Raw genomic sequence first — 21,161 nt, forward strand, 5'->3', positions numbered from 1 at the left:
GCGATGGCGGTCGGCGAGCGTCCTGACTTCCGTCTCCTCGGGGACGTGCTCGCGCACTGGGCCCGGGAGCGCGGCGACGAGCCGGCGGTGACCTTCGGCGGCGTCACGCGCACCTGGGCGGAGTTCGACGAGCGCGTGCGGCGGCTCTCGGCGGCGCTGGCGGCTGCCGGGGTGCGCCGCGGCGACCGGGTCGCGTTCGTGGACAAGAACCACCCGGCGTGCCTCGACGTGACGTTCGCCGCGGGCGGGCTGGGCGCGGCCAACGCGATCCCGAACTGGCGCCTGTCGCCCGACGAGCTGGTCTACGTGCTCACCGACTCCGGTGCGGAGGTCGTGTTCGTCGGTGCCGAGCTGCTGCCCGCGGTCGAGGCGATCCGCGACCGGCTGCCGGCCGTGCGGCGGATCGTCGTGGTGGGCGGGGAGAACGACGAGTTCGAGGCGTTCGTCGCGAGCGGTGATCCGTCCACTCTGGACTCCGGCCCGGCGGAATCCGGCCCGGTGGTGGAGGACGACGGTGTGCTGGTGATGTACACCAGTGGTACCACGGGGTTCCCGAAGGGTGCGGTGCTCACGCACCGGAGCGTGCTGACGCACGGGACGGCCGTGGGCAAGGCCTTCCCGATGGAGCCGGGGGACAAGAACCTGGTCGCGATGCCGCTGTTCCACGTCGGCGGAACCTGTTACGCCATCGTGGGTTTCCTCACCGGTTTCCCGACGATCATGACGCGCGAGCCGGACGCGAAGTCGCTGTTCGGCGCGCTCGCCGCGGGCGCGACCCACGCGTTCCTGGTGCCGGCGGTGGTCGGCGCGATCGTGCAGGCGGGGGAGCAGGCGATCGCGGCGCTCTCGCGGCTGAAGTACCTCGGTTACGGCGCTTCGCCGATGCCGTTGCCCCTGCTGCGCACGGCGCTGGCGGCGTGGCCGGACATGCGGTTCGTGCAGGTTTACGGCATGACCGAACTCTCGGGCGCGGTGACCACTTTGGACAACGAAGCCCACCGCGACGCCGCCCACCTCGAGCGGCTCGCGTCCGCCGGCCGTCCCGTGTCCGGGGTGGAGGTTCGCATCGTGGAACCGGCGACGCTGGCGGACGCGGACTCGGGAGAAGTCTGGATCCGCACGGACCAGCGGATGTCGGGTTACCTGGGGAAACCTGAGGCGACGGCGGAGACCATCGTGGACGGCTGGGTGCGCACCGGCGACATCGGCCGCCTCGACGACGGCGGGTTCCTGTTCCTCGAGGACCGCGTGAAGGACATGATCATCACCGGTGGCGAGAACGTGTACTCACCCGAGGTGGAGCGCGTGGTCGCGGAGTTCCCCGGCGTCGCGGAGGTCGCCGTGATCGGCGTGCCGGACGAGCGGTGGGGTGAGCAGGTGAAGGCCGTGGTCGCGCCGCTGCCGGACGAGGCCGTGGACGTGGACAAGCTCCTGGAGTTCTGCCGAGATCGCCTGGCGCACTTCAAGTGCCCGTCCAGTGTGGACGTCCTCGATGCCTTGCCGCGCAACGCGACCGGCAAGATCCTCAAGCGGACGCTGCGGGAGCCGTACTGGCGGGACCGGGATCGCAACGTCTGATGCCCGCGGTCACCAGGGAGCAGTACTTCGAGGCGGCGCTGCGTGTGCTGTCGGCCGACGGGTTCGCGGGCTTGAACGTCGGCCGCCTGTGCCGCGAGCTGGGTGTGACGAGCGGTTCGTTCTACCACCACTTCGGCGGCTGGGCGGCGTTCGTCGACGAGCTGCTGGCGTTCTGGGAGAACCGCCAGGTTCTGATCCTGGCCGCGGGCGACTTCGGCACGGCGGGCCCGGCGGCCGACTTCGCCGCGCTGATGGACCTCACGCGCGGGCTGCACCACAAGGCCGAAGCCGCGATCCGCGCGTGGTCGGTGAACGACGAAACGGTGCGCGCCGCGCAGAAACGCGTGGACGACGCGCGGTTGCGCACCGTCGGGCGCGCCGTGAAGGGCATCGTGGGGGACGCCGGGCCGGCGCGCACGCTGACCGCGCTGGGCCTGGCGATGCTCGTCGGCCACCAGCAGCTCGCGGCGGCGGGGGAGGACACGGATTTGGCGGCGTTGATCGCGGAGTACACCTGGCTGGTGCACTCGCGCGCTAGGCGTTGCCCAGGACCCGCTTGATCGCGATCTCCAGCACGACCCGCTTCGGGTTGGGGCGGGGCTGGCGGTAGCGCTGCGCGTAGCGGTTTTCCGCGTCGCGGACGGATTCCTCGTCGTCGCGCAGGATCATGCGGCCCTCCAAAGTGGACCACCGCGGACCGTCCACCTGGCACACCGCTGCGGCCACGCCGTCGCCGGTGCCGTCCCGGGTCACGCGCGCCTTGTGTGAATCGGCGAACGTGATGACCCGCGCGACCCCCGCCTCGAAGTCGACGGTCACCCCGACCGCGACGACGTGCGGCGTCCCGTCGGCGCGGACGGTGGTCAGCGAGGCGAGGCGCCGCTCGGTCCAGAAGGCGCGGAACTCGTCGCCGCGCGCGGTCAGGTCGATCTCCATACCCCGCACGCTAGCTCCCGGCCCGCCGCCTCCCGCGGCACGGGGTGGGTGAACTGCCTGTTTGAGGGTTGTGGGTGAACTTCACCCTTGTTCTCGGAGAAGGTTTCAATAGGGAGTTCAACGATACGATTCAAGCTCATGAACCAGCAGATCCACGATTTCGTCCCGCCGTCGGCCGAGCTCGTCGCCCTGGGTGAGCCGACTCACTCCGAACCGGCCTTCCAGTGGACCCGCAACGCCGTCTTCGCCCAGCTCGTCGCCGCCGGTTTCCGCTCCATCGCCCTCGAAACCGACCGCGTGGCCGCGTGGAAGGTCAACGACTACGTCCTCGGCCGCGGCGGCGACCTCGACGACGTGCTGGCCACCGGCTTCACCCACACCTTCGGCTCCCTCGCGGGCAACCGCGCCCTCGTCGAATGGCTGCGCACCCACAACGCGGCCGCCGCCGATCCCGCCGACCGCGTCCGCTTCCACGGCTTCGACCTGCCCACCGAGATGACCAGCGCCCCCAGCCCCCGCACCTACCTGGAACACACCCGCGACTACCTCGCTCTGGACTGGGACATCGCCGCCCTGACCGGCCCGGACGACGACTGGTCCCGCGAGGAGGCCGTCCTGGACCCGAAGCGCTCCCCGGGCGCCACCCCCGCGTCCGACCGCCTCCGCACCCTGGCCGACGACCTGCTGTCACTCCTGTACGTCCGCGCTCCCGCCCTGGTCGCCGCGACGTCGCACGAGTCGTGGCTCCGCGCGCACACCCACTGCACCGCCGCCCTCGGCCTCCTCCGCTACCACCGCACCGCCGCAACCGACACCGACCTCCGCACGCGCATCTCCCTCCTCTCCGCAGTCCGCGACGCGCAGATGGCCCAGAACCTCCTGGACATCCGCCACCACGAATCCCCTCGCGGCGCCACCTTGGTCTCCGCCCACAACCTCCACCTGCAACGCCCCCTCTGCACCTGGTCCTCCCCACTCACCACCCTCGACTGGCCCAGCGCCGGCTCAATCCTCACCGCGGTTTCCCAGGACTACTTCTTCATCCCCTCCACGACCGACGACCTGCAGTTGCCGACCCCACCGCCCCCGTCGTCCTCCTGGCACCTCCTCCCGCCGAACCACCTCCGCTCCGCGCCACCCCGCACCTCCCCCCACCCCGACCGCGGCTACTTCCCGCTGGACCAAGCAACAATCGACACGGCCGACGCGATACTCCAGATCATGGACACCACGAAGACGACGAACGAGCTGAAGGACACCTGACCCTTGCCCACCCTCACCACCTCAACCGGCCTCACCCTTGAAAATCCCACCGCGAACACCTTCGCGGCCCTCCTGGAATCCCTGCCCGCGACGCCCACGCCATCCTCCACGGCGCCCACGACAACGAATTCTGGCAAGTCTGGTACCGCCCCAACGGCATCTACCAACTCGAGTACCGCGCCGGCACACCATCCGAGCACTATCAAACGCTCACTGTATCGAGGGAAAAAGTCAATACTGCATTTTCCGGCTGGCTGACAGGCGGCGACGAATGGAAATCCGACTTCGCCTGGACCAACATCGGCCACTGGTTCGAAAACGACGAAGACTGAACCGATGCGCCACCGGCAGCATTGCACCGCGGCTGACCAGGCGGCCGTAACACCCCATGCGTGAGAAACCGCAAACATCGTTGCACCGCCAACAAATACGTCGCTGCAACGAAACAACGGAATGGGAACCACCCACCCCTCCCCCGCCCCCGATCCTCAGCCTCCTCTACGGTACTCACTTTGTGTCAAGGTACTCTTTCCAGCCTTGACACAAAGTGAGTACCGTAGAACGATTGGCTGACGGGGTGCCGTTCTCATGGGGTATTTTCGCCCGAAGGGCGGTTTTTCTTTGGGGTGTCGCCCTGCGGGCGTAAAGAGTCCGCCTGCGGCGAAAAAGCTCACGAGAAGCTCCCCGAAGCCCAATTATGACTACGGTTCGGGGCCTCTTGTCAAGGCGGGAAAGCGTACCTTGACAAGAGGCCCCGAACCGCGTTCTGGCTTCGTATCGGGGAGCAGGGCGGGGGTTGGTCGTTCTCGTTCGTCCCAGCATCGGTGACCATTGGTTAGATGGTGGACGGTTGCCAGTGCGGTGTTCCGGTTTAAGGAGGGGGCGCGCAGGGGTCGGGTTGGGGAGATTGGCTGCGGTTGGGGCAGATGGTGGTCGGTCGCCAGCGGCAGTGGCCCGGTGTAAAGAGGGGTCGCGCAGGGTCGGGTTGGGAGATGGGCTGCGGTTGGGGCAGATGGTGGTCGGTCGCCAGCGGCAGTGGCCCGGTTTAAAGAGGGGTTGCGCAGAGGATCGGGTCGGGAAGTCTGGCTGCGGTTGAGACAGATGGCAGCCGGTCACCACTGGCGGTGTTCCGGTTCAAAGAGGGGTCGCGCAGAGGATCGGGTCGGGAAGTCTGGCTGCAGTTGAGACAGATGGCAGCCGGTCACCACCGGCAGTGTTCCAGTTCAAAGAGCCGCCACGAAGCAATCAGCTCCAGACGATGCGCTGCCGTCAAAGCGACAGCACCCGGCCCCGTCCCAAACTGGTCCACTCCACCCGACACTCCCACCCCCACCCGCACCACCCCGCCCCCTCCATCCAGCCCAACCAGCCAAAACCCCGCGCAACTTGCCCCACCCTCAGCCACACTGTCCTCATGCCACCTCAGCCCCGGACGTTCGACGAGCTCTGTCGTGCCCTCGATCGGGGGCGGCGGTTCAAGTATCTCCCCTTCTGGGGCCACCGGCCCGACCCCGGGAACCGCATCGGGGCGGGGTGTCTGAGTCAGTGGTGGCCGGCGGCGTTCGAGCGGGAGGGGAGGATCTTCGAGACCGCCGAGCACTACATGATGTGGCGCAAGGCGATCCTGTTCGGTGACGACGTGGTGGCGGCGAAGATCCTCGCCGCGAGGCATCCGAGGCAGGCGAAGGCGTTCGGCCGGGAGGTGCGCGGGTTCGAGGAAGACGTGTGGAACGCGCACCGCTTCGGGATCGTCGTCGAGGGGAACGTGGCGAAGTTCGGGCAGAACGCCGGGCTCGGTGAGTACCTGGGCAACACCGGGGACCGCGTGCTCGTCGAGGCGAGTCCGGTCGACCGGGTGTGGGGGATCGGCCTGGCGCCGGACGACGAGCGGATCGGTGAACCGCGCGCGTGGCGCGGGCTGAACCTCCTCGGCTTCGCGCTGATGGAGGTACGTCAGGCGGTCGGTACGCGCGGGCGCAAACCCGCGGCCGAGTAGATCGAGTCCAGCACCGTCATCGTCTCGATCGCGTCCGCCGGGGAGGTCGGCACGGGGCCGTCCCGCAGCACCGCGTCCGCGAAGGCCTCCAGCTGGAACGCATACGTCGGCCGCCGCGTGAAGTGGACGACTTCGCGGCTGCCGCCGGAGCGCCGGATCGACAGCCGGTGGTAGAGGCTCGGCGAGATCGGGTTGAAAGCACGCAGCTCACCGCGGCTGCACCGCACCCGCGCGCTGATCCGCAGCACGGCCGACGACCACAGCGAGCAGCGCACCCGGCCCGTCGCGCCGGACGGGAACGAGAGCGACGCCGTCATCGCGCGGTCGACCTCGGGGGAGTGCAGCTTCGCGCGGGCGGACACCACGGAAGGCGTGGCGCCACCCAGTAGCCGGGCCAGGTGGACCGCGTAGCAGCCGGCATCCATGGTCGCGCCGCCCGCCAGTCGCAGGTCGTAGCGGATGTCCTTGAACCGCGGCAGCGGGAAGCACACCGAGGCCTCCACGTGCTGCACCTCGCCCAGCTCGCCGGACGCCAGTAGCTCCTCCACGCGCCGGGCGAACGGGTGGTAGCGGTAGTGGAACGCCTCCATCACCACGAGCCCCGACGCGTCCGCCGCGTCGGCGACGGCGCGGGCTTCGGAAGCGTTGGCGGTGAACGGTTTCTCACACAGCACGTGCTTGCCGGCGGCCAGCGCGGCGAGCGTCCAGCGGCCGTGCAGGCCGTTGGGCGTCGGGTTGTAGACGGCGTCGATCGACGGGTCCGCCAGCAGTTCCTCGTACGTCGAGTGCACCCGCGGGATGCGGTGCTTCGCCGCGAACTCGTGGGCGCGCGCGACGTCCCGCGCGGCGACAGCGGCGATGTCGACGTCCGGGTTCTCCCGGGCCGGCCGCAGGAAGGCCGCGGGTGCGATCGCGGCGGCTCCGAGCACTCCCATGCGCATGATCAGGAACCCTAGCGGACCAGCGAACTTCAACTCCCCGTTGACCTCTTCAACAACGAGTTGTAGCGTTCCGGCCACCACGACGCCTTGGAGGTCCCCGCATGCCGTCGCCGTCCCGTACCCGCGCCTGGCAGGCCGGCCTGCTCGCCGGTTCGCTCGCTCTCGTCACCGCCGCCTGCGGAGGTGGTCCCGACGGCGCCGGCGGCTCGGCCGCCGCCGACCAGCCCGCCGCCTCGGCCATCCCGGACAACTCCGCGCTGATCTCCGCCGTGAAGCCGGACGCGCAGCTCACCGCCGCGCTGCCGCCCCCGGTCGCGCAGGCCAAGACGCTGCACCTCGCGTCGAACATCCAGTCGGCGCCCAACAACTTCTACTCGAGCGACGGCAAGACGCCCATCGGCTACGAGGTCGACCTCGCGAAGGCCATCGGCGCCAAGCTCGGCGTCACGGTGTCGTACCAGGACATGGCGTTCGGTTCGCTCATCACGAGCCTGCAGTCCGGCCGCGTCGACCTGACCATGGCCGCGATGAACGACACGAAGGAACGCCAGCAGCAGATCGACTTCGTCGACTACTTCTCCTCCGGCATCACGATCATGGTCCGCAAGGGCAACCCCGACGGCGTCACGGGCCCGGACACGTTGTGCGGCAAGAACGTCGCCGTCGTCCAGGGCACGAGCCACCAGAAGTTCGCCGCCGCGCAGAGCACCAAGTGCACGCAGGCCGGCAAGCCGGCGATCACCGTGACGGCCACCGACTCCGACACGCAGAACCAGAACCAGCTGCGCACCGGCCGCGTCGCCGCGATCCTCAACGACCTGCCCAGCGCCGTCTACATCTCGCGCACCGCCGGCGACGGCAAGTTCTTCGAGGTCGTGCCCGGCCAGCCCATCGAGGGCGGCCCGTACGGGATCGGCTTCACCAAGACCAACACGAAGCTGCGCGACGCCGTGAAGCAGGCGCTGCAGGAGCTCATCACCGACGGCACGTACGGCAAGATCCTGCAGGCCTGGGGTGTGGAGCAGGGCGCGGTCAAGGAGGCGGCCGTCAATGGCGGGAGCTGAGCCGCTGCCGATCGTCCGGCTCCGGCACTGGGGCCGCTGGGTTTCGGCGGTGGTCATCATCGCCGTGCTCGTGCTGCTGGGGTTCGCGCTCGCGCAGGCCCAGATCGAGTGGGGCTCGGTGCCGGACTTCGTGTTGTACCGCGTGATGGCGGTCGGCCTGCTCAACACCGTGGTGCTCGCGGTGATCTCGCAGGCCGTCGCCATCGTGCTCGGCATCCTGATCGCGTTGCTGCGCCGCAGCGCCAACCCCGTGGCCAAGTGGTTCGCCGCCGCGTACACCTGGCTCTTCCGCGGGCTTCCGGTGCTGCTGCAGATCCTGATCTGGTACAACCTCGCGCTGATCTTCCCGACGATCTCGATCCCGCTGCCCTTCGGCGGTTACCTCGTCCACGAGCAGACGAACGTGCTGATCAGCGCGTTCACCGCGGCCCTGCTCGGCTTGGCGCTGAACGAAAGCGCGTACATGGCCGAGATCGTGCGCGCGGGCCTCACCAGCGTGGACGCCGGGCAGACCGAAGCCGCGAAGTCGATCGGCATGACCCCGGGCGCGACGCTGCGCCGGGTCGTGCTCCCGCAGGCGATGCGCGTGATCATCCCGCCGACCGGCAACGACTTCATCAACATGCTCAAGGGCACGTCGATGGCGTCGGTGATCGGCGTGACGGAGCTGATCCACGCGGCCAACAACATCTCGTCGAACAACCTGCTGGTGATGGAAACGCTGATCGCGGCGGCGATCTGGTACATGGTCGTGGTGACCGTGGCCGGCGTCGGCCAGCACTACCTCGAACGCGCCTTCGGGGCGGCCGACCGGGGTCCGGTGGCGCGCGCGGGCCGGGCGTTGCGGGGGATGCCGCTGGTGAGGAGCGCCCGTGTCTGAACCTTTGCTGCGTGCGGTCGACGTGCGCAAGAGCTACGGGCACACGGAGGTGCTCAAGGGCATCGACCTCGAGGTGCACCGGGGTCAGGTGGTGTGCCTGCTCGGGCCGTCGGGCGCGGGCAAGAGCACTTTTCTCAGGTGCCTCAACCACCTGGAGACCATCGACGCCGGTCAGGTGTGGGTGGACGGCGAGCCGATCGGGTTCAAGCTGCGCGGCGGGAAGCTGTACGAGCTGCGCGAAAAGGACGTCGCCAAGCAGCGTCGCGACATCGGCATGGTGTTCCAGCGCTTCAACCTGTTCGGGCACCGGACGGCGCTGGAGAACGTCGTCGAAGGGCCCGTGCGGGTGCTCGGCACGAACCCGGAGCGGGCGCGCACGGAGGCGCTGGAGCTGCTGGACCGCGTCGGGCTCGCGCACCGCGCCGACGCGTACCCGGCGCAGCTTTCGGGTGGCCAGCAGCAGCGTGTTGCGATCGCGCGGTCGCTGGCGATGAAGCCGAAGCTGATGCTGTTCGACGAGCCGACGTCGGCGCTCGACCCGGAGCTGGTGGGGGAGGTGCTCGCCGTGATGAGCACGTTGGCGCAGGAGGGGATGACGATGGTGGTCGTGACGCACGAAATGGCCTTCGCCGCCGAGGCGGCCGACGAGGTGGTGTTCCTCGCCGACGGCGCGGTGGTCGAAACCGGCCCGCCGGAGCGCGTGCTGAAGGCGCCGGAACACGAGCGCACCCGCCAGTTCCTCGCGCGGGTCCTCTCGTGACGCGGATCTCGCCCCGGTACCTGCTGCAGTTCGACGAGCCCGCCGGCTACCTCGACTTCGCGCGCTTCGGGCCGCCGTCGCACGCGGTGCTCGACACCACGGCGAGCCTGCTCGAGGCGACGACGAAGGCCGGTCCGTCCACTGTGGACGAGCTGATGCGCCAGGAGACGCGCGCCAAGGCGGCCGCCGCGCGGCTGTGCGGCAGCGACACCGACCACACGGTGCTGCTGCCGCACACGAGCCTCGGCCTGTTCCAGGCGGCGTTCAACAGCACCGGCGAAGTGCTCGTGTCGGCGGCGGAGTTCCCGGCCAACACCTACCCGTGGGCGCGGGCCGAGCAGGCCGGGCGAGTGCGCGTTCGCCGGTTGCCCAGCGGCTACGTGACGGCTTCCCGCGTCGCGGAAGCCCTGACGCCCGAGACGACGGTGGTGTCGGTCAGCGCCGTCGACTTCCGCACGGGCTACCGCGCCGACCTCGCCGCGGTGCGCGAGGTGGTGGGTGACCGGCTGCTGGTCGTCGACGCCATCCAGGGTTTCGGCGTGGTCGAGGAGCCGTGGGAGGTCGCGGACGTGCTCGTGGCCGGTGGCCAGAAGTGGCTGCGCGCGGGCTGGGGCACGGGGTTCGCGGTGCTGTCCGACCGCGCGCTGGAGCGGCTTGAGCCGATCCTGTCCGGCTGGACGGGCGCGCGCGACCCCGGCCTGTTCGACGACGAGATCCACCCCGCCGACGCGACCGCTGCGGGCTGGTCGATCTCGAACCTGAGCCCGGTCACGTCGGGTGCCTTCGCGGCGGCGCTGGAGCTCGTGGAGGAAGCGGGCGTCGCGGCGATCGCCGGGCGGATCGCGGAACGCGTGGGCGCGCTCGAAGAAGTGCTGCTGTCGCTGGGCGGTTCGATCGTGTCCGCGACGGAACGGCGCGCGGGCATCCTGGCGTTCACCCTGCCCGGCCACCCGGCGGAGCAGGTCGGCGCGGCGCTGTCCGCGGCCGGCATCGCGGCGACGGTCCGCCCCGAGCACGTGCGGCTCTCCCCGCACGCCTCCACACCCGTCGCCGCGGCCGACGCTCTGCGGTCCGCTTTGGACGGTCTGCTGCGCCCGCGCAAGTCCGTCGTCGTCGGCCCGGCCGCCGCGGGCGCGGCGACGCACGCGTTGCTGACTTCGCTGATCCCCGCCGTCGACGGCCTCGCCGCCATGCTGGGCCCCGGCAACGAGGTCCTGCTCCACGACCTGTCGCGCCTGCCCGACTCCATCGTCGCCATCGCGGGCGACGTCACCGGCCGCACGGTCGGCGGCCCCATGACGGACTTGTTGCTGGGCCTCGTCCGCCGCGGCACCACGCAAGACCTCACGAACTACCAGACCCACGGCCCGGACGGCCGCCCGATCCGCTCGTCCACCCTTTTCTTGCGCGACGCGGACGGCACCGCCGTCGGCTGCCTGTGCGTGAACAGCGAGACCTCCGCGGACGGCGCCGCCGCCCTCGCGCGGGCGGAAACGTTCCCCCCGGACGTCGACAGCCTGCAGCGCTTCCTCGTCGACCGCGCGATCGGCAAGGCGGGGATCCCGGTGGAGCTCATGAAGAAACGCCACAAGGCCGCCGTGGTCCGCGAACTGGACGAAGCGGGCTTCTTCCTGATCAAGGACGCGGTAGACCACCTGGCGACGCACCTGGACGTCACGAGGTACACGATCTACAACTACCTCAACGAGATCAGGGCCTGACCGGGCGGAGAGGGGCTGCGGCGGAACAGGCGGTCGCACCGCCGCGGGGCCGGCGGTTCATGGCGTTCCCGGGCTCTTGCAGATCGGCGCTGCAAGGATCCGGGTCACTGGCAGGAGCGTCTTGAACCCCATCGGACCAACGGGGGTGCCCTAGAGTCGTCGCGTGCGACTGCGGACCGGATTGCTGGTAGCCGGGGCGGCAACCCTGGCTTGGGGAGAATGGTTGAACTGGCGCTGGTCACGAGCCCTCGTGGGGCGCCGTGGGGGCGTCTCCGAGGCCGTGGTCGTGCTGGGATACCGGAACCCCCAGGCGACGGCGAACCTCATCAACCGCTGGCGAGTCCGTGCCGGCCTGCGCTCCATCGGTACCGGCAACGGACGGGACGTGCGCGTGATTTTCAGCGGCGGCGCGGTCAGCACCGGCGCTGCTGAGGCTCAGGTGATGGCTGACTACGCGAAGTCGGTCCTCGAGTTCTCCGGCACAGTGTTCCTCGAAGACCACAGTGGCACGACGTGGGAGAACGTCACGAACGTGATCCCCCTGCTCGAGGACGTCGACCGCATCAAGATCGCTTCTCAACCAGCTCACGCGCTCAAAGCCCGGGCGTACTTGCGGCGGCAGCGTCCTGATCTTGCCGAAAGGCTCGTGCTCGCCGGGGATTACCGCCCCGGCGAGTGGCTGATCGTCAAACCGCTGCTGGCTCTGTACGGGCTGTGGACGCTGCGCGGCCTCGAAGACGACGAGAGGAAGATCTCGCTCTGGCCGCTACCGCCTCGCGGGTGATCACAGCCGGGGCGTTCGCGCTACGCGGGTGAGTTACTTCAGGAACGCCTCCACCGCATCAGCGGCCACGTCGATCCCGCCGTGGGCGCGGATTTCCGCCTTCAGCGCGGCGAGTCGCGCGGCCACGTCGGCCGAGGCGGCGACCTCGTCGACCAGCGTGCGCAGGGACGCCGGGGTGACGTCGGCGGCCGGGAGGTGGCGGCCGACGCCGAGGGATTCCAGCTGGGCCGCGTTGCCGAACTGGTCGGCGGCCTGCGGGATGGCGACCGTGGGCACGCCGTACCACAGGGATTCCGTGCAGCTGCCCATGCCGGCGTGGGTGATGAACGCCGAGGCGGCTTCGAGGACCGCGAGCTGGGGAACGCGTTCGTGCACTTCGAACGACGGTGGCAGTGGGCCGAGGTCCTCGGGGGCCACGAACGAACCCAGCGACAGCACCACGTGCCACCCGGAATCCGCGAAGGCGGACAGGCACGCCCGGTACACGGGCAGCTGGTCGGTGAACGCCGTGCCGAACGACACCAGCAGCACGGGTTTCCCGTCGGACGGCGGGGTCCAGCTGCGGTCGGCCAGACGGTCGGGGGACAGGCACGGCCCGACGAACTGCACGTGCGGACCGACGCGGTCCCCGTGCGGCTGCATCGCGCGCGGGATCAGCGACAGCACCCGCGGCGGGTGGCCCAACCACGTCCACGCGTCCTCGTCGACACCGTTCTCCCGCAACCACTCGCCGAACGTCCGCGCGTAGTCCACACCGGACGGTGAGGACTTGATCGGACCCATGATCTCGGCCATGTCCTCGTCATAGCCCTCCCACGCGACCAGCGTCGGCGAGAGCTGCACGGCGGGCACGCCGTAACGGGAAGCCAGCAGTGGTGCGCCGAGCCCGCCGATGTCGTACAGCACCAGATCGGGGCGATCGTTGTCGAACGCGTCGAGGAGAACCGGGTGCACGGCGATCGCCTCGTCGAGGAAGACGCGCATGGCGTCGGCCGGGTCGTCGGGCCAGACGCCGGCTTCGCCGAGGGGCAGGATCGTCGGGTGGGTGACCACCTCGGCGCCCGTCGGTTCGACCAGCGACGCCAAGGGGGAACCCACGACGTAGCTGACGCGGTGGCCGCGGCGCACGAGTTCGGCGATGACAGCCAGGGACGGGTAGATGTGGCTCGGCGCGGTGGCGCCGACCATCATGATGTGTTCGCGCAAGGGGTGGGTCCTTTCCGGACTGGAGGGAAGGGCCCGGCGCGCAAGGGGGACGGCCGCGCAGGAGCGCGGCCGTGAAGAGTCACGCCGGGGTCAGAGCCGCCGAATGCGCTGGAAGATCGTCATGCGAGCCACCGTAGCGGTCCGCGTGGGCGATGACCAACCCGATTTCCGGATCGAAAGTCCACCTTTAGTAGGGACTATCGGGCGCTGACGGGCGAGGTGCCGGTCAGCGGGCACGAACCGGTCTAGGGTCTGGCGAACCCCGACCGACTCGAACCCGACAGGGAAGGAACACCCGTGAGACGTGCTGTCTTCGCGGCGGTCGCCGCCGCGACGCTGGCCTCGCTGGTCGTCGCGCCCGCCGCCGGCGCGGCGCCCGCCGCGCCGGCCCCCGCGGCCTACACCCCGCCGCCCGTGACGTGGGGACCGTGCGACAACGCCGGCCTGCAGGCGGCGGGCGCCCAGTGCGGTTTCGTGACCGTGCCGCTGGACTACCGCAACCCCGCCGGCGCCAAGGCGCAGCTCGCCGTGAGCCGCATCAAGCACAAGACGCCGGACTCGCAGTACCAGGGCGTCATGCTCACCAACCCCGGTGGCCCCGGCGGTTCCGGGCTCACGCTCTCGCGCGTCGGCGGCAACGTCCCGAACCACGCGGGCGACGCGTACGACTGGATCGGCTTCGACCCGCGCGGCGTCGGCTCCAGCAAGCCCGCGCTGTCGTGCGACAACGGCTACACGAGCTTCGACCGGCCCTCCTACGTGCCGCTCACGCCGCAGCTGGAGAAGACCTGGCTCGACCGCGCCAAGAACTACGCCGCGGACTGCGCCAAGAAGAACCCGAAGGCGCTGCTCGACAACCTGAAGACCACCGACACGGTGCGCGACATGGACTCGATCCGCGCCGCTTTGGGTGCCGACCAGATCAACTTCTACGGGTACTCGTACGGCACTTACCTCGGCCAGGTCTACGGCACGATGTTCCCGCAGCGCGTGCGCCGCATGGTGCTCGACTCGACCGTCGACCCGCGCAACGTGTGGTACCAGGCGAACCTGAACCAGGACGTGGCGTTCGACCGCAACATCAACCTCTGGTTCGGCTGGCTCGCGAAGTACGACAGCACCTACCACCTGGGCAAGACGCAGGCCGCGGTGAAGGCGACCGTCGACCGCGAGCTGGTCAAGCTGTCGTTCAAGCCCGCCGGGGGCCAGATCGGCCCCGACGAGCTGACCGACGTCATCCAGCAGGCCTCGTACTACCAGCTGACCTGGCTCGGTGTCGCCGACGCGCTGTCGGCCCTCGTGACCAAGGGCGACCCGTCGCAGGTCAAGGCCCTGTTCGAGTCCGACAGCGACAACGGTTACGCCGTGTACCTCGGCGTGCAGTGCACCGACGTGCAGTGGCCGACGAACTGGAACCAGTGGCGCGTCGACAACTGGAAGACGTTCCTCAAGGCGCCGTACTTCACCTGGCAGAACGCGTGGTTCAACGCGCCCTGCGTGTTCTGGCCCGCGAAGGCCGGCAAGCCGGTGCAGGTCGACGGCAAGGGCGTGAAGAGCGTGCTGATGATCGACGAGACTCTCGACGCGGCCACGCCGTACGAAGGCAGCCTCGAGGTCCGCAGCCGCTTCCCGGGTGCGTCGCTGATCGCGGAGCCGGGTGGCACCAGCCACGCCATCACCCCGCGCGGCAACGCGTGCGTCGACACGAAGATCGCGGACTACCTGGCGACCGGCGCACTGCCGGCCCGCAAGCCGGGCCGCACGGCGGACGTCGAATGCGCCCCGCTGCCCCAGCCGCAGCCCGCGCCGTCGGCGCCGGCCGCTCAGGAGCAGGCGAAGGCGCGGTCGCTGCCGCTGGTGGGTCACCTCTGACCTGCTGAAACAGCACAGCCGAGCGCCGGGCGGGGACTCTCCCCGCCCGGCGCTTCGCTGTCTCGAGGACCTTGATCAATCGAGTTCGCCGTACCTAGGGCTTTTCATCGCAGCGAGGTTTGTGTTACAAAGTTCGCCAGGAGGTTTGCGATGCAAAGTCGATGGGGGACGAGATGAGCGAGGCGTTCAGCCTGCGGGGACTGACCAAGCGGTTCGGTCCCGTGCTCGCGGTCGACGGGTTGTCACTGGAGGTCGAACGGGGTGAAGTGGTGGCGCTGCTGGGCCCGAACGGGGCCGGCAAGTCGACCACGGTCGACATGCTGCTGGGGCTGACGAAGCCCGACGAGGGGGACGTGCGGGTCTTCGGGGGCGGCCCGCGCGCGGCGGTCGACGCCGGGCGCCTGGCGGCCATGGTGCAGAACGGGTTCCTGCTGCGCGACGTGACGCCGGCGGAGCTGGTGGCGCTGATGCGGTCGATGTACCGCACCCCGCTGTCCACCGGAGAAGTCGTCGAACGGGCGGGTATCGGGGAGTTCGCCGGTCGCCGCTGCGGCAAGCTGTCCGGGGGTCAGCTGCAGCGCGTGCGGTACGCGCTGGCGCTCGCCGGCGACCCCGAACTGCTGGTGCTCGACGAGCCGACCGCCGCGATGGACGTGGACGGGCGGCGGTCCTTCTGGGCGTCGATGCACGAGTTCAGCGCGTCGGGGCGCACGGTGCTGTTCGCGACGCACTACCTCGCCGAGGCGGAGGACTACGCCGACCGCGTCGTCCTCATGAGGCACGGCCGCGTGGTGGCCGACGGGACCGTCGCCGAGGTGCGCGCCGCGGTGTCCGGGCGGGTGCTGCGGGCCGTGGTGCCCGGCGCGAGCGAGGCCGCGCTGGCCGATCTCGCGGGCGTCACCACGGCCCGGATCCAGGGCGCGCGGGCCGAGCTCGCGTGCGCCGACTCCGACCTCGCGATCCGCGCGCTGCTCACGACGTTCCCCGAGGCCGGCGACATCGAGATCACGGCCGTCGGACTCGAAGAAGCGTTCCTCGCCCTGACCGCCGACGAGCCGGAAGGGGCACTGCGATGAACCTCGTCTACCTCCGCCTGGAGATCCTGCGCATCGTGCGCAGCCCGCAGTTCGCGTTGTTCACGATCGCCGTGCCGCTGGGCATGTTCCTGCTCTTCGGCGGCCTGTTCGGCGACTACGTCGGGCCCGACGGCGTGCCGGCGAGCACCACGACGATGATCAACATGGGCGCGTACGGCGCCATGAGCGGCGCCCTGTTCACCGGCACGCGCGTGGCCACCGAACGCACCGACGGCTGGCAGCGCCAGCTGCGCCTCACACCGATGCGCGGCCCGGGCTACCTGTTCGTCAAGCTCGCGTCCGCGATGGCGATGGCGCTGCCCGTGCTGGTCGTGGTCTTCGTGGCGGGCGCGCTGCGCGGCGTCGACCTCACCGGTGGACAGTGGCTGCCGACGGCCGTCTCCGTGTGGCTGGCCGCGGTGCCCTTCGCGGTGCTCGGGTTGATGCTGGGGCTGTTCGGCAAGGGCGACACCGTCGGCGCGATGACCGGTGCGCTGATGCTGCCGCTGGGCGTGTTCGGCGGGTTGTGGATGCCGCTGTCGATCATGCCGGCGTGGATGTCGACGGTCGCGCACTTCATCCCGACGTACTGGCTCGGCCGCGTCGGCGCGATGCCGGTGACGCACTCCGGCGGGCTCGGGCTCGCCATCGGGGTGCTGGCCGCGTGGCTGGTGGTGCCCGCGCTCGTGGTGGTGCGGCGGTTCCGGTTGGACACGGCGAAGGTCGTTTGACGTGCCTTGTTACCAATCCGGCCATAAGTAGGCGGGACCCGACCGGACGTTACCCTGTCTGGCAACCCTTCCCGCCGTGACTGTGGTCGGATTGGTAACGAGCAGCACAGTAGCTTCCGTGCTGCATAGGGGTCAGCACGGTAGGAGGGCGAACCAGGGTGGAAGACGACGACGAGCCGCCGATGTCGGCAGCCGAGTCGCTGAACCTCATCGCCCGGCAGAACGAGCGGACGCGGCGGGAGCTGGGGGCCAGCCCGGCGCGCCTGCTCGGGGTATGGGCCCTCGCGTGGCTGGTCGGCTGGGGACTGGTGTTCCTGTCCGATCCCAGCCACGCGAGGCCGCTCATGCCGGGGTGGGCCTCGGGGGTGGTGGTCGCGGTGCTGTTCGTGTCGGCGATCGCGTACTCCGTCTACTACGGCAGCCGCATCAACCGCGGCATCCGCGGCCCGTCGCGGCGCATCGGCGCGATGTACGGCTGGAGCTGGATGATCTCGTTCGCCGCGCTGTGCCTGATCAACATCAGCGTGATGAACGCCGGCGTGCTCGACGCGCACACGACCTCACTGCTGTGGTCGGGTACCTCGCTCCTGGTCACGGGTGTGCTGTACCTCGCGGGCGGCATGCTGTGGCAGGACAAGCTGCAGTACGGCTTCGGCGTGTGGATCATCGTGTGCGGCGGAGCGAGCGTGCTCGTGGGCGTGCCGGGTAACTTCCTGGTCCTGAGCCTCGCCGGCGGCGGCGGGTTCCTCGTGGCTTCGCTCGTGTACTTCATCCGGGAACGGCGCCGCGGGCCGACGCGGGCGGCCGAGCGGTGACCGAGCCCAGCCTGCCGGAACTCGATCCGGTGATCCACGCCCAGGCCCGTTTGCGCGTCACGGTCGCGCTGGCCGGGTTGCACCGCGGCGACCAGATCACCTTCCCGCGGCTGCAGCAGCTGCTCGAGATGACGGCCGGCAACCTCTCCACGCACCTGCGCAAGCTCGAGGACGCCGGGTACGTCGAGATCACCAAGGCCTACGAGCACCGCACCCCCGTCACGCTCGTGAAGCTGACCGCGAAGGGCCGCGCGGCGTTCGAGGCCTACACCGAGGCGCTGCACCGGCTCCTGGACGCCACGGGCGGGAGCTGACGTGACCCGCTGGGTCGTCCACCTCGACCTGGACGCCTTCTACGCCTCGGTGGAGCAGCTCACGCGGCCGACGCTGCGGGGCCGCCCGGTGGTCGTCGGCGGCACGGGCCCGCGCGGGGTCGTCGCCGGGGCCAGTTACGAATCCCGTGAGTACGGCGCGCGTTCGGCGATGCCGATGTCGCAGGCGCGCCGGCTGCTCCCGCCCGGTGCGGTGGTCCTGCCGCCGCGGTTCCGGCTGTACGAGGTGCTGAGCAAGCAGGTCTTCGACGTCGTCGCCGACGTCGCGCCGGTGCTGGAGCGCATTTCCCTCGACGAGGCGTTCGCCGAACCGCCGTCGCTTGCCGGGGCTTCCGTCGAGGAGGTGACGCGGTTCGCGGAGGACCTGCGGGCGCGCATCCGCGCGGAAACCGGTCTCACGGCGTCGATCGGCGCCGGCACGGGCAAGCAGGTCGCGAAGATCGGCTCCGACCGCGCGAAACCCGACGGGTTGCTCGTGGTGGCGCCGGGCACGGAACGGGAGTTCCTCGCACCGCTGCCGGTGCGCGCGCTGTGGGGCATCGGGCCGGTCGCCGAGGCGAAGCTGCGCACGATCGGTGTGCTGACGCTGGGGGAGCTGGCCGCGTTGTCGGAGGCCGACGCCGTCGCGACGCTGGGCGGCGTGGTGGGCCGCGAACTGCGCAAGCTCGCGGGTGGCACCGACGACCGCGTGGTCGCCGAACGCGGCGAGGCCAAGCAGGTCAGCGCGGAGACCACGTTCGACACCGACATCGTCGACTTGCCGGCGTTGCGCGCGGAGGTCCGCAAGATCGCCGCCGGCGCCCACGCGCGGCTCGTGAAGGCCGGCCGGGTCGCCCGCACGGTCGTGATCAAGCTGCGGCACACGGACATGAGCACCGTGACGCGTTCGGAGACCACCGCGTCGCCCACCGACGACCTCGGCCAGCTCGCCGCGACCGCCGAACGGCTGCTGCTCGACCCGCGGGAGTTCGGCGGCGTCCGGCTGGCGGGCGTCGCGTTCAGCGGGCTTTCCGTGCCGCACCAGGACGCGTTGTTCAGCCTCACCGTGCCCACGGCCGCGGAACCGGTGGTGGCGACCACGCCGTCGCCGGGCGGGTCGGCGCCGGTGTCCTCGAGCGGCTGGCGGCCGGGTGACGACGTGGTCCACGCCGAGTTCGGCCCGGGCTGGGTGCAGGGCGCGGGCCACGGCCGCGTCACCGTGCGGTTCGAGACGCGGACCTCGGGCCCCGGGGTGGCGCGGACGTTCGAGCAGACCGATCCGGCGCTCACCCGCGGGGACCCGAAGGACTGTCTGAAGTAGACAGCCGGGCCGCCCGCGGGGAGCGGCCCGGCCGCACTCACTTCGCGGGCGGCAGCGCGCAGCCCGGCGTGAGGTCCGCGACCTGCTGGCCCGCCAGCAGGAACGCGCCGACCCCGTACCCCGACGTGTCCGTCGCCTTCGCCGGCCCCGGCCCGTCCGTCTTCGGCTGGACGTAGCCGACGAGGCCGTCGGCCGTCACGGCCTTGGTGGACAAGGCCTGCCACGCCCGGTCGACCGCCGGCTTGAACCAGCGGCTGTCCAGGACACCCGCGTTGACGCCCCACGCGAGGCCGTACGTGATGAGCGAAGTGCCGCTGCTTTCGCGGCCGCCGAACGGAAGCAGCAGGTTGGCGTGCCAGAAGCCGTCGGGCCGCTGGAGCACGCTCAGCGTCGTCGCCATCTTCTTGAACACCCGCAGGTACTCGGGGCGCCTCGGGTCGTTCGCGGGCAGGACCTGCAGCACCTTCACGAGCGCGGCGAGCGCCCAGCCGTTGCCCTGCGCCCAGTAGCCGATCGAGTGCGCGTCGGTGCGCCACAGGCCGGTGAACTCGTCGAACAGGCTCTTCTCCGTGCTGTGGAAGAGCTTCTGCATCGCCTCCAGCGTGGGTTCGGAGCTGTCCATGACCCCGATGCGGGCGAACGACGGCATCGCCATGTTCAGCGCGGCGACGTGGTCCCAGTAGCCCGTGTGCCCGGCTTCGACGCTCGCCACCTCGTCGGCCAGGCGGGAGCGCAGGTCGGCGAGGATCGGCGGGTCGGGGTGGAAGTAGGTGTACAGGTCGAGGTAGGCCTCGCCGGCCGCCTCGTCTTCGGCGCGGAACGGCTGACCCGCCGTTGTCGGCAACAGGTAGTTGTTGGCCTCGCCCCACGGCAGGGTCGTGTGGTTGGACACGCCGGTGGTTCTGACGACGGCGAGGTTGCCCACGTGGAACGTCGCGTTCTGCGCGTCCGCCGGCGCCAGGTTCTCGCCGTGGGCGACCCAGTAGTCACCGGCCTTGACCATCAGGTCGGCCACCGAGCACTGCGCGGCGGGGGCCGCCGGCGCCGCGGCCGCGGTGGCCACCGGTGCCAGCCCGCCGGCCGTCACCGCCGCGGCGAGCACGGCGAAGCCGCGGATTCCCGGGAAACGCATGGGTGCGTCCTCCTGTTCGGGCTCAGGGCGGCGGGAGCCACCGCGGTCGGTGGCCGGTCGATCACGGACTATGGTGTGGACCACTGGACGTGTCAAGGTGCCGGTGAGTGGTACGCCGCAACGGTTTCCAGCAGTCGCCGCGTCGCGGTCTCCGCGCCGTCGGCGTTCTTCGCCAGCACGGTGGTGAGCACGCGCGAGTGCGCCACGAGCGTGCCCGCCGTCGGTTCCGGCGCCGCCCGCAGCGCGGCGATCACGGGCACCTGTAGCTGCGTGATCAGCGCGTTGCCCGCGGCCCGCACGAGCGCGGCGTGGAAGAGCGCGTCGGCTTCCGCGAACTCCGCGGCGTCTTCGCGTTCCACCGCGTCCGTCAGCAACCCGTACGCGGCGGCCAGCGCCGAGAGCTCGTCGCGGTTGCGGTGCCGCGCCGCGAGCCGCGCGGCCTGCGGCTCGACGAGGTGGCGCAGTTCGAGCAGATCGTGCAGCTGGCGCTGCCCGTCCGGGCCGCCCACGCGCCAGCCGATCACGTCCGGGTCGATCGCGTCCCAGGCTTCCGGCGGCTGCGGCCACGTGCCGACCCGCGGCCGCGCCGTCACCAAGCCCTTCGACTGCAGCACCCGCAGGGCCTCCCGGACCACCGTCCGGGAGGCCGAGAAGCGGCGCCCGATGTCCTCCGGCACGATCGGCTCGCCGGCGGGCAGCGCCCCTTCGACGATCAGCCGGCCGAGCGCGTCGACGACGCGGGCGTGCAGGCCGGCCCCGTCCTCCCCCACGACA

Annotated in this window: 20 protein-coding genes; 15 read left to right on the top strand and 5 right to left on the bottom strand. The window is 70.5% G+C overall.

Translation table 11 applies throughout. From position 1 onward, the window contains the following. The first annotated feature begins 3 nt into the window (after positions 1 to 3). The gene (locus tag ACIA77_RS19960) at positions 4 to 1,578 is read left to right on the top strand and encodes a long-chain-fatty-acid--CoA ligase (protein ID WP_395887382.1); all 1,575 of its coding nucleotides are present in this window, start codon (positions 4 to 6) and stop codon (positions 1,576 to 1,578) included. Further along, positions 1,578 to 2,138, top strand: coding sequence for a TetR/AcrR family transcriptional regulator (locus tag ACIA77_RS19965; RefSeq protein WP_395887383.1), 561 nt, complete (start codon positions 1,578 to 1,580; stop codon positions 2,136 to 2,138). Before ACIA77_RS19960 ends, ACIA77_RS19965 begins: the two co-directional genes overlap by 1 nt. Here the strand turns inward: ACIA77_RS19965 and ACIA77_RS19970 are convergent. Then, positions 2,113 to 2,514 carry a pyridoxamine 5'-phosphate oxidase family protein gene (locus tag ACIA77_RS19970; protein WP_395887384.1) on the bottom strand — a complete coding sequence of 134 codons (402 nt, stop codon included), beginning with the start codon at positions 2,512 to 2,514 and terminating at the stop codon, positions 2,113 to 2,115. The genes ACIA77_RS19965 and ACIA77_RS19970 overlap by 26 nt on opposite strands. A 138-nt stretch (positions 2,515 to 2,652) precedes the next feature. Here ACIA77_RS19970 and ACIA77_RS19975 point away from each other — a divergent pair, with 138 nt between their 5' ends. Continuing rightward, positions 2,653 to 3,777 (top strand): erythromycin esterase family protein, encoded by a 1,125-nt coding sequence (locus ACIA77_RS19975; protein ID WP_395887385.1) that lies wholly within the window; start codon positions 2,653 to 2,655, stop codon positions 3,775 to 3,777. 1,414 nt (positions 3,778 to 5,191) lie between these two features. Beyond that, the gene (locus ACIA77_RS19980) at positions 5,192 to 5,773 is read left to right on the top strand and encodes an NADAR family protein (protein ID WP_395887386.1); all 582 of its coding nucleotides are present in this window, start codon (positions 5,192 to 5,194) and stop codon (positions 5,771 to 5,773) included. On the opposite strand, the gene ACIA77_RS19985 is transcribed toward ACIA77_RS19980, so the two are convergent. Continuing rightward, positions 5,731 to 6,714 carry a Gfo/Idh/MocA family protein gene (locus tag ACIA77_RS19985; RefSeq protein WP_395887387.1) on the bottom strand — a complete coding sequence of 328 codons (984 nt, stop codon included), beginning with the start codon at positions 6,712 to 6,714 and terminating at the stop codon, positions 5,731 to 5,733. The genes ACIA77_RS19980 and ACIA77_RS19985 overlap by 43 nt on opposite strands. Before the next feature lie 101 nt (positions 6,715 to 6,815). Here ACIA77_RS19985 and ACIA77_RS19990 point away from each other — a divergent pair, with 101 nt between their 5' ends. The 5 genes from ACIA77_RS19990 to ACIA77_RS20010 all read left to right on the top strand — a co-directional run bounded on the left by ACIA77_RS19990 (position 6,816) and on the right by ACIA77_RS20010 (position 11,923). Then, positions 6,816 to 7,778, top strand: a complete 963-nt coding sequence (locus ACIA77_RS19990; protein ID WP_395887389.1) for an ABC transporter substrate-binding protein — start codon at positions 6,816 to 6,818, stop codon at positions 7,776 to 7,778. Further along, the gene (locus ACIA77_RS19995) at positions 7,765 to 8,658 is read left to right on the top strand and encodes an amino acid ABC transporter permease (RefSeq protein ID WP_395887390.1); all 894 of its coding nucleotides are present in this window, start codon (positions 7,765 to 7,767) and stop codon (positions 8,656 to 8,658) included. The genes ACIA77_RS19990 and ACIA77_RS19995 overlap by 14 nt, the downstream gene beginning before the upstream one ends. After that, positions 8,651 to 9,418 (top strand): amino acid ABC transporter ATP-binding protein, encoded by a 768-nt coding sequence (locus ACIA77_RS20000; protein WP_395887391.1) that lies wholly within the window; start codon positions 8,651 to 8,653, stop codon positions 9,416 to 9,418. Before ACIA77_RS19995 ends, ACIA77_RS20000 begins: the two co-directional genes overlap by 8 nt. Further along, positions 9,415 to 11,139, top strand: a complete 1,725-nt coding sequence (locus tag ACIA77_RS20005; RefSeq protein ID WP_395887392.1) for an aminotransferase class V-fold PLP-dependent enzyme — start codon at positions 9,415 to 9,417, stop codon at positions 11,137 to 11,139. Before ACIA77_RS20000 ends, ACIA77_RS20005 begins: the two co-directional genes overlap by 4 nt. Before the next feature lie 163 nt (positions 11,140 to 11,302). Beyond that, complete coding sequence (locus ACIA77_RS20010; protein WP_395887393.1) at positions 11,303 to 11,923, top strand: YdcF family protein; 621 nt, start codon at positions 11,303 to 11,305, stop codon at positions 11,921 to 11,923. A gap of 33 nt (positions 11,924 to 11,956) precedes the next feature. Here the strand turns inward: ACIA77_RS20010 and ACIA77_RS20015 are convergent, their stop codons facing one another. Then, the gene (locus ACIA77_RS20015) at positions 11,957 to 13,114 is read right to left on the bottom strand and encodes a macrolide family glycosyltransferase (RefSeq protein ID WP_395887588.1); all 1,158 of its coding nucleotides are present in this window, start codon (positions 13,112 to 13,114) and stop codon (positions 11,957 to 11,959) included. A 312-nt stretch (positions 13,115 to 13,426) separates the two neighbouring features. Between ACIA77_RS20015 and ACIA77_RS20020 the strand changes: the two genes are divergently transcribed. The 6 genes from ACIA77_RS20020 to ACIA77_RS20045 all read left to right on the top strand — a co-directional run bounded on the left by ACIA77_RS20020 (position 13,427) and on the right by ACIA77_RS20045 (position 19,255). Beyond that, positions 13,427 to 15,001, top strand: coding sequence for an alpha/beta hydrolase (locus tag ACIA77_RS20020; protein WP_395887394.1), 1,575 nt, complete (start codon positions 13,427 to 13,429; stop codon positions 14,999 to 15,001). A 173-nt stretch (positions 15,002 to 15,174) separates the two neighbouring features. Continuing rightward, the gene (locus ACIA77_RS20025) at positions 15,175 to 16,077 is read left to right on the top strand and encodes an ABC transporter ATP-binding protein (RefSeq protein WP_395887395.1); all 903 of its coding nucleotides are present in this window, start codon (positions 15,175 to 15,177) and stop codon (positions 16,075 to 16,077) included. Continuing rightward, on the top strand, positions 16,074 to 16,808 hold the full coding sequence (locus ACIA77_RS20030) for an ABC transporter permease (protein ID WP_395887396.1): 735 nt from the start codon (positions 16,074 to 16,076) through the stop codon (positions 16,806 to 16,808). Before ACIA77_RS20025 ends, ACIA77_RS20030 begins: the two co-directional genes overlap by 4 nt. Positions 16,809 to 16,990: 182 nt before the next feature. Beyond that, the gene (locus ACIA77_RS20035; RefSeq protein ID WP_395887589.1) at positions 16,991 to 17,623 is read left to right on the top strand and encodes a hypothetical protein; all 633 of its coding nucleotides are present in this window, start codon (positions 16,991 to 16,993) and stop codon (positions 17,621 to 17,623) included. Further along, the gene (locus ACIA77_RS20040) at positions 17,620 to 17,937 is read left to right on the top strand and encodes a winged helix-turn-helix domain-containing protein (protein ID WP_395887397.1); all 318 of its coding nucleotides are present in this window, start codon (positions 17,620 to 17,622) and stop codon (positions 17,935 to 17,937) included. The genes ACIA77_RS20035 and ACIA77_RS20040 overlap by 4 nt, the downstream gene beginning before the upstream one ends. A 1-nt stretch (position 17,938) precedes the next feature. Then, complete coding sequence (locus tag ACIA77_RS20045; protein WP_395887398.1) at positions 17,939 to 19,255, top strand: DNA polymerase IV; 1,317 nt, start codon at positions 17,939 to 17,941, stop codon at positions 19,253 to 19,255. Positions 19,256 to 19,292: 37 nt separating this feature from the next. Here the strand turns inward: ACIA77_RS20045 and ACIA77_RS20050 are convergent, their stop codons facing one another. Both ACIA77_RS20050 and ACIA77_RS20055 read right to left on the bottom strand, forming a co-directional pair. Further along, positions 19,293 to 20,387, bottom strand: coding sequence for a glycoside hydrolase family 88 protein (locus ACIA77_RS20050; RefSeq protein WP_395887399.1), 1,095 nt, complete (start codon positions 20,385 to 20,387; stop codon positions 19,293 to 19,295). Between the two features lie 92 nt (positions 20,388 to 20,479). Next, positions 20,480 to 21,157 carry a FadR/GntR family transcriptional regulator gene (locus ACIA77_RS20055; RefSeq protein WP_395887400.1) on the bottom strand — a complete coding sequence of 226 codons (678 nt, stop codon included), beginning with the start codon at positions 21,155 to 21,157 and terminating at the stop codon, positions 20,480 to 20,482. Between the last annotated feature and the right edge of the window lie 4 nt (positions 21,158 to 21,161).

The organism is Amycolatopsis sp. NPDC051903 (genome assembly GCF_044452505.1).
In the GTDB taxonomy this organism is placed as follows: Bacteria; Actinomycetota; Actinomycetes; order Mycobacteriales; family Pseudonocardiaceae; genus Amycolatopsis.

Excerpts from the sequence above, each read along its gene's own strand:
- ACIA77_RS19960 (WP_395887382.1), top strand. The coding sequence starts at position 4 with ATGGCGGTCGGCGAGCGTCCTGACTTCCGTCTCCTCGGGGACGTGCTC.
- ACIA77_RS19965 (WP_395887383.1), top strand. The coding sequence starts at position 1,578 with ATGCCCGCGGTCACCAGGGAGCAGTACTTCGAGGCGGCGCTGCGTGTG.
- ACIA77_RS19970 (WP_395887384.1), bottom strand. The coding sequence starts at position 2,514 with ATGGAGATCGACCTGACCGCGCGCGGCGACGAGTTCCGCGCCTTCTGG.
- ACIA77_RS19975 (WP_395887385.1), top strand. The coding sequence starts at position 2,653 with ATGAACCAGCAGATCCACGATTTCGTCCCGCCGTCGGCCGAGCTCGTC.
- ACIA77_RS19980 (WP_395887386.1), top strand. The coding sequence starts at position 5,192 with ATGCCACCTCAGCCCCGGACGTTCGACGAGCTCTGTCGTGCCCTCGAT.
- ACIA77_RS19985 (WP_395887387.1), bottom strand. The coding sequence starts at position 6,714 with ATGCGCATGGGAGTGCTCGGAGCCGCCGCGATCGCACCCGCGGCCTTC.
- ACIA77_RS19990 (WP_395887389.1), top strand. The coding sequence starts at position 6,816 with ATGCCGTCGCCGTCCCGTACCCGCGCCTGGCAGGCCGGCCTGCTCGCC.
- ACIA77_RS19995 (WP_395887390.1), top strand. The coding sequence starts at position 7,765 with ATGGCGGGAGCTGAGCCGCTGCCGATCGTCCGGCTCCGGCACTGGGGC.
- ACIA77_RS20015 (WP_395887588.1), bottom strand. The coding sequence starts at position 13,114 with ATGATGGTCGGCGCCACCGCGCCGAGCCACATCTACCCGTCCCTGGCT.
- ACIA77_RS20025 (WP_395887395.1), top strand. The coding sequence starts at position 15,175 with ATGAGCGAGGCGTTCAGCCTGCGGGGACTGACCAAGCGGTTCGGTCCC.
- ACIA77_RS20030 (WP_395887396.1), top strand. The coding sequence starts at position 16,074 with ATGAACCTCGTCTACCTCCGCCTGGAGATCCTGCGCATCGTGCGCAGC.
- ACIA77_RS20035 (WP_395887589.1), top strand. The coding sequence starts at position 16,991 with ATGTCGGCAGCCGAGTCGCTGAACCTCATCGCCCGGCAGAACGAGCGG.
- ACIA77_RS20050 (WP_395887399.1), bottom strand. The coding sequence starts at position 20,387 with ATGCGTTTCCCGGGAATCCGCGGCTTCGCCGTGCTCGCCGCGGCGGTG.